This is a genomic window from Mesorhizobium sp. M4B.F.Ca.ET.089.01.1.1 (assembly GCF_004022605.1).
GTDB classification, from domain to species: domain Bacteria; phylum Pseudomonadota; class Alphaproteobacteria; order Rhizobiales; family Rhizobiaceae; genus Mesorhizobium; species Mesorhizobium abyssinicae.
On sequence record NZ_RZOS01000334.1, the window covers coordinates 1 to 6,473 of the forward strand.

A 6,473-nucleotide genomic window follows, 5' to 3' on the forward strand; every position below is an offset into this window, starting at 1 on the left:
TGCCGCCGACGTGCCCGCCCCGCCTGCGATGGGCGAGGAGATCGCGGTCCCAGCCATTCTCCCGGAACTTCAAGAGATCGCCGATCGTCGACTTCGAGCCGGGAATGACCACCAATCCCGCATCCGCGGGCAGCGGCTTGCCGGGCGGCACGAACACCACCTCGACCTGCGGTTCGGCCTTCAATGGATCGAGATCGTCGAAATTGGCGATGCGCGAAAGCATCGGCACCGCGACCTTCAGCGCCCGCTTCTCGCCGGATGACAGCCGTTCCAGCACCACCGAATCCTCGGAAGGCAGCCTCGCCGCCGCCTTCAGCCACGGCACCACACCGAAGCAAGGCCAGGCGGTGAACTTCTCGATCGCCTTGATGCCGTCGTCGAACAGCGTGACGTCGCCGCGGAACTTGTTGATGAGGTAGCCGACGATCATGCGCCGGTCCTCCTCCGGCAGGATGAGATGGGTGCCGACGACGGAAGCGATGACGCCGCCGCGATCGATGTCGCCGACCAGCACCACCGGCACATTGGCCCGCGTCGCAAAGCCCATATTGGCGATGTCGCGGCTCCTGAGATTGATCTCGGCCGGCGAGCCGGCGCCTTCGACGATGACGAGATCGGCGCCCTCGCCGACCTTCGCCCAGGACTCCAGCACGGCATCCATGAGCCGGCCTTTCATCGCCTGGTAGTCGCGCGCCCTGGCCTCGCCGAACACCTTGCCCTGCACCACCACCTGCGAGCCGACATCGCTTTGCGGCTTGAGCAGCACCGGGTTCATGTGAACGGTCGGCGCCACGCCGCAGGCGATCGCCTGCAGCCATTGCGCGCGGCCGATCTCGCCGCCGCCGGCGGCCTTGTTGTCGCCGGGAATGTCGGCGACGGCGGCATTGTTCGACATATTCTGCGGCTTGAACGGCCGCACCTTCAGCCCGCGCATCTTCGCCGCGCGGCAGAGCCCCGCCACCAGCACGCTCTTGCCGACATCGGAGCCGGTGCCTTGCAGCATGATCGCTTTGGCAGCCATCAGCCCCTGCCCTGCGCCACGGTGCCCGGGATTGTCGACTTCTGCGCCAGCGGCCCGCCACGCCAGATGTAGAGCGCCAGCAGCGGCTCCTTGCCCGTGCGCATGGCATGGCTGACATTCGAAGGGTGATGGATCACCTCGCCCGCCTCGCGAACATGGAAACCACTTTCGCCCTTGTGCCACTCCGTACCGCCGGTCAGCGGAATGTAGATCTCCTCGGCAATGTGATGGTGGTCGGGATAGACGATCCCGGGCCCGAGGATCAGCAGGCCGGCCGCGACCTCGTCATTGACGAAATGGCCGCGCGTGCCGAAAACCTCCAGCCAGCCGTAATTGTCCAGGAACGCCTGGCCGAAATCCGAGACGCTGTAGGTCTGGCCCCAGCGCAGATCGCCGCGATGTTCCGCCACGAATCGCGTGAGGGGCCGGATGTCCGATGGCGAAAGTTCGGCGATGCGGTCGAGATGGCGCAGGCAGGCGAGCGGATGCGGCTCCAGCGGTCGCACCGGCATGTCCCAATCGATGCGGGCGACGGCGTCGCTGACCAGAGCGCTGTCCAAGGTCCTGAGGTAGGCGTGGAACCGGTCGAGCAGTTCATAGAAGACTGTCGTCACGCCATGCTCCGTTGGTCGATCTATGCACAGCCGCTCCGCGGCCGGGCGGGTTGCGCGGCGGCATCATTGGTCTAGATTGAATGGCGCGCAAAGCCAAAAACGACAGGCCAGAAGGCCTAAAACGACAGGGAGCACGCCATGGACGCCGCGGTCGATGCGAGCACCAGCCAATTCGAACTCACCGAGGAGCAGCGCGCCATCCAGGAGATGGCCGAGGCCTTCGCCGCCGACCGCGTCGCGCCGAACGCGCTCGACTGGGACCGTGCGAAACATTTCCCGGCCGATGTGATTCGCGAAACCGGGCCGCTCGGCCTCGGCGGCATCTATGTCCGCGACGACGTCGGCGGCTCGGCGCTGGGCCGGCTCGATGCCGTGCTGATCTTCGAGGCGCTTGCCCGCGCCGATCCGGCATTTTCCTCCTTCATCTCGATCCACAACATGGCGGCGTCGATGATCGACCGCTTCGGCAGCGAGGAGCAGCGCCAGCGCTTCCTGCCCAAGCTGACCTCGATGGAATGGCTGGCGAGCTACTGCCTGACCGAGCCCGGTTCCGGCTCCGACGCCGCCGCGCTGAAGACGCGCGCGGTGAAAGACGGCGGCGACTATGTGCTCAACGGCGCCAAGCAGTTCATCTCCGGCGCCGGCGACAGCGACCTCTATGTCGTCATGGCGCGCACCGGTGCCGACGGGCCGAAAGGCATCTCGACCTTCGTCGTGCCCAGGGATGCGCCCGGCCTCTCCTTCGGCGCCAACGAGCACAAGATGGGCTGGCACATGCAGTCCACCCGCCAGGTCATCTTCGAGGATTGCAAGGTGCCAGCCGAGAACCTGCTGGCCACGGAAGGCGCCGGCTTCGGTATCGCCATGGCCGGCCTCGACGGCGGCCGGCTGAACATCGCCGCCTGCTCGCTCGGCGGCGCGCAATCGGCGCTCGACAAGGCTTTGTCCTATACAGGCGAGCGCAAGGCCTTCGGCTCGAAGATCAACCAGTTCCAGGCGCTGCAGTTCAGGCTGGCCGACATGGAGACCGAGCTGCAGGCGGCACGCATCTTCCTCTACGCCGCCGCTTCGAAGCTCGACCGCAAGGCGCCGGATGCCGGAAAATGGTCGGCGATGGCCAAGCGTTTCGTCACCGATGTCGGCTTCGATGTCGCCAACGAGGCGCTGCAGCTGCATGGCGGCTATGGCTATCTGCACGATTACGGTGTCGAGAAGCTGGTGCGCGACCTGCGCGTCCACCAGATCCTCGAAGGCACCAACGAGATCATGCGCGTCATCATCGCACGCGCGCTGATCGGCCGGTAGGCAGTAGGCAGTAGGCAGTAGGCAGTAGGCAGTAGGCAGTAGGCAGTAGGCAGTAGGCAGTAGGCAGTAGGCGAAGGATGACCGGCAAGATCAATTCGTACAAGGATCTTATCGTGTGGCAGCAGGCCATGGGTCTGGCCGTCGCTACCTACTCCTTGACCAAGGCATGGCCAAAGGAGGAATTGTACGGGCTGACCAGCCAAATCCGCCGCTCAGCCACATCTATCGCTTCAAACATCGCGGAAGGTTACGGCCGCGATAACACGGGTTCCTATCAGCAGTTTCTCAGGATAGCCCAAGGCTCTCTAAAGGAGCTCGAGACACAACTCCAGATCGCTGAACGCATCGGCTTGGCCACTCGTGATGAGGTTCGTCATATGCTCTCAGCCACAGAAGCCATCGGAAAGATGCTTCGCCAGCTTATTATCAAGCTGGCACCTGAATAGATCCCCTACTGCCTACTGCCTACTGCCTACTGCCTACTGCCTACTGCCTACTGCCTACTGCCTACTGCCTACTGCCTACTGCCTAACCCTGGGAGCACCGCTATGACAACCATCGCCTTCATCGGATTGGGCAATATGGGCAATCCGATGGCCGCCAACCTGGTCAAGGCCGGGCATTCTGTGCACGGCTTCGACCTGGTGCCGGAGAACCTCACAGTCGCCAAGGAGCATGGCGTGGTCGTCATGGCCAACGCCGTCGCGGCGGTGAAGGACGCCGATGTCGTCATAACCATGCTGCCGGCCGGCAAGCATGTGCTGTCGGTCTATGAGGACATCGCGCCCAAGGCCAAGGAAGGCGCGCTGTTCATCGATTCCTCGACTATCGACGTCGAATCGGCCCGCAAGGCCCATGCCGTCGCCAGCAAACACGGCCTGCTGTCGATCGACGCGCCGGTCTCGGGCGGCACTGGCGGCGCCACCGCCGGCACGCTGACCTTCATGGCCGGCGGCTCGAAGGACGCCTTCGCCAAGGCCGAGCCGGTCCTGAAGCCGATGGCCGGCCGCATCGTCCATTGCGGCGACGACGGCGCCGGACAGGCGGCCAAGATATGCAACAACATGATTCTCGGCATCTCGATGATCGGCGTCGCCGAATCCTTCGTGCTGGCGGAAAAGCTCGGCCTGTCGCATCAGGCGCTGTTCGACGTCGCCTCGACCTCCTCGGGCCAGTGCTGGTCGCTGACCACCTACTGCCCGGTGCCCGGTCCGGTGCCGGCTTCGCCGGCCAACCGCGACTACAAGCCCGGCTTTGCCGCCGCCCTCATGCTGAAGGACCTGAAGCTGTCGCAGGAGGCGGCGCAAAGTGCCGGCGCGGTGACGCCGCTCGGCGCCGAGGCGACGCAGCTCTACGCGCTGTTCAACGCACAGGGCAATGCCGGGGTCGATTTCTCCGGCATTATTAATTTCCTCCGCGGCCAAATCGCATAAACCGCTGCTTTCAAAGGCTTATTAGAAGATTATTTGGCCGGAAACCGGCAAATTTAGATTTGCTTAAGGTCTCGATAACCGGCCGGTAACGATGTGCCTATAAAACGGACTGCGAGGCGGACATATCGCATCCGCCCGGCGCTCCGGATCAGGTCTCGCGTACCGGAGCCCGTAAGTTTCGCAAGTCGCTTGTAGCGAAACGCCATGCGTATCTGGCAAAGCCGCGTTCCCGGTGGGACGCGGTTTTTGCGTTTTGCTGCACTATATTTCGTTGCCGCATTCGGCGAGGTATGCGGTCTTCGCAGCTTGTTCCGAGAATTGTGCCCGGGCGTTTCACATGCGCCCACGCGTGCCTTCCGGATCGTAGGGCGAGTCGGCGGTCACCTTTGCCCGACGCCGCTCGCCGAGGACTGAAACTTCCAGTTCGGTACCGGGCGACAGCAGTTCCAGGGGCAGCAGCGCGAGTGCGATGTCGTGACCAAAAGTGTAGGAGTAGCCTGCCGACGTGACGTGGCCGACAAGCTCACCGTCGCGGTAAACGCCCTCGAAGGCGAACGCGCTCGCGCCGTCCGTATCGATCGACAGCGTTGCGATCCGGCGCGCCGTCCCCTGCTCCTGTTTAGCGACCAGTGCCGCCCGGCCGATGAAGTCGCCCTTGTCGAGGCTGACGAAGCGGTCGAGGCCGCTTTCCCAGGCTGACAATTCGACATTCATGTCGCGATACATGGCCCGGTAGGACTTGTCGAGACGCAGGGACTCCAGTGCTTGAAGTCCAACCAATCTCAGCCCGTGCGCCTCGCCCGACGCCAAAAGCGCGTCCAGCAAATGCCGCTGATAACAGAGCGGATGATAGAGCTCCCATCCCAGTTCGCCCGAGTAGTTGACGCGCAGCAGACGCACATCGCTGGCCAGGCCGACGGTTCCGGACCGCACGCTGAACCATGGGGAGGCCTCGTTTGAGAGATCCACTTCCGTCAGTGGCTGCAATACCTCCCGCGCCTTCGGTCCAACGATTGTGAAGCTGCCGCGATCATCGGTGACATTGCGAAGCTGCACGTTGCCGCCCTTTGGCAGCAGCCGACTCAAGTCGTCAAAATTCCAGCGCTCGGCGCGCGGCGTCGATATGAGATAGAACAGATCGTTCTTTAGCCGCGCCACGACATACTCGGCCTGCACGCCACCGGACGGCGTCAGGTGATGGGCAAGGGCGACACGACCGGGACGAGGCAGCTTGTTGGCAAGGATTCCGTCGAGCCAGTCCTCGGCGCCCGGCCCGCTGACCTCGAACTTGGTCATCGGCGTCATCTCGACCAGCCCCACGGCCTGGCGGACGGCCTGGACCTCCTCGGCGACGTGGTCGCCTTTGGAGGTCCAGCGCCAGCTATAGATGTTGCGCGCTTCGACGCCCGCGGGCGCAAACCAGCTCGGCATCTCCCAGCCGTTCAGCACGTCCCAAACCGCGCCGAGCTGGCTTAGGCGGTCGTAGGACGGCGCCGTTTTCTGCGGTCGCGCCGCCGGCATGTCCTGGCCTGGATAGTGCTGCACGGCGTGGGTGCCCCAGGCTTCCCTGACTTTTTCCCGGGTCCAGTTCTTGTTGGCATACTCGCCGAACCGGCGGGGATCGAGTTCGGCCGTGTCGATGCTGTTGCCGCCCTCCACGATCCGCTCGGAAAGATAGTAGCCGATCGCTCCGCCCCAAAGGATGCCGCCCGGCACGCCCTCCGCGAGCCAGACGTTCTCGAGACCCCAGGCCTGCCCCATCAGCGGCAGTTCATCGGCGGTCATCTGGAAAGGCCCGCGCACATTGCGCTTTATGCCGGCGCGCCCGAGCGCCGGGACCAATTCGCTCGCGCGCTCCCAATTCCAGGAGACGGCATCGAAATCCTCGTCGAGCAGATCGGCGCCGAACCATTCCGGGACGCCGTTTTCGGCGAACAGCTTGAGCTGTTCGGTCCGCTCGTAGGGACCGAACAGCAGCCCGTCCCCCTCTTCGCGCAGATAGCCCTCGTAACCCTCGTCCCTGAGGATCGGCATCTCCGGCAGGCCCAGCCGTTTGCGTTCGACAACTTCCGGAACCGCCTCGGTGATCCAGTACTGATG

The 6,473-nt window shown here is 64.1% G+C and carries 6 protein-coding genes; 3 read left to right on the plus strand and 3 right to left on the minus strand.

Annotation, left to right across the window (positions count from 1 at the left end):
* On the minus strand, positions 1-1,021 hold a 1,021-nt coding region (locus EN780_RS24740), incomplete at its 3' end, for a cobyric acid synthase (RefSeq protein ID WP_128275583.1).
* Positions 1,021-1,635: a dimethylsulfonioproprionate lyase family protein gene (locus EN780_RS24745; RefSeq protein WP_128275584.1), complete on the minus strand. Its 615-nt coding sequence runs from the start codon at positions 1,633-1,635 to the stop codon at positions 1,021-1,023. The genes EN780_RS24745 and EN780_RS24740, both read right to left, overlap by 1 nt.
* A gap of 138 nt (positions 1,636-1,773) precedes the next feature.
* Here EN780_RS24745 and EN780_RS24750 point away from each other — a divergent pair, with 138 nt between their 5' ends.
* From EN780_RS24750 to mmsB, 3 genes are all read left to right on the plus strand, one after another.
* Positions 1,774-2,940, plus strand: coding sequence for an isobutyryl-CoA dehydrogenase (locus EN780_RS24750; RefSeq protein WP_128275585.1), 1,167 nt, complete (start codon positions 1,774-1,776; stop codon positions 2,938-2,940).
* Between the two features lie 77 nt (positions 2,941-3,017).
* Positions 3,018-3,386 carry a four helix bundle protein gene (locus tag EN780_RS24755; RefSeq protein WP_128275586.1) on the plus strand — a complete coding sequence of 123 codons (369 nt, stop codon included), beginning with the start codon at positions 3,018-3,020 and terminating at the stop codon, positions 3,384-3,386.
* 102 nt (positions 3,387-3,488) lie between these two features.
* Positions 3,489-4,373 carry a 3-hydroxyisobutyrate dehydrogenase gene (gene mmsB / locus EN780_RS24765; protein ID WP_128275588.1) on the plus strand — a complete coding sequence of 295 codons (885 nt, stop codon included), beginning with the start codon at positions 3,489-3,491 and terminating at the stop codon, positions 4,371-4,373.
* Between the two features lie 333 nt (positions 4,374-4,706).
* Here the strand turns inward: mmsB and EN780_RS24770 are convergent.
* The coding region (locus tag EN780_RS24770) for an FAD-dependent oxidoreductase (RefSeq protein WP_133372701.1) at positions 4,707-6,473 on the minus strand (1,767 nt) is incomplete at its 5' end.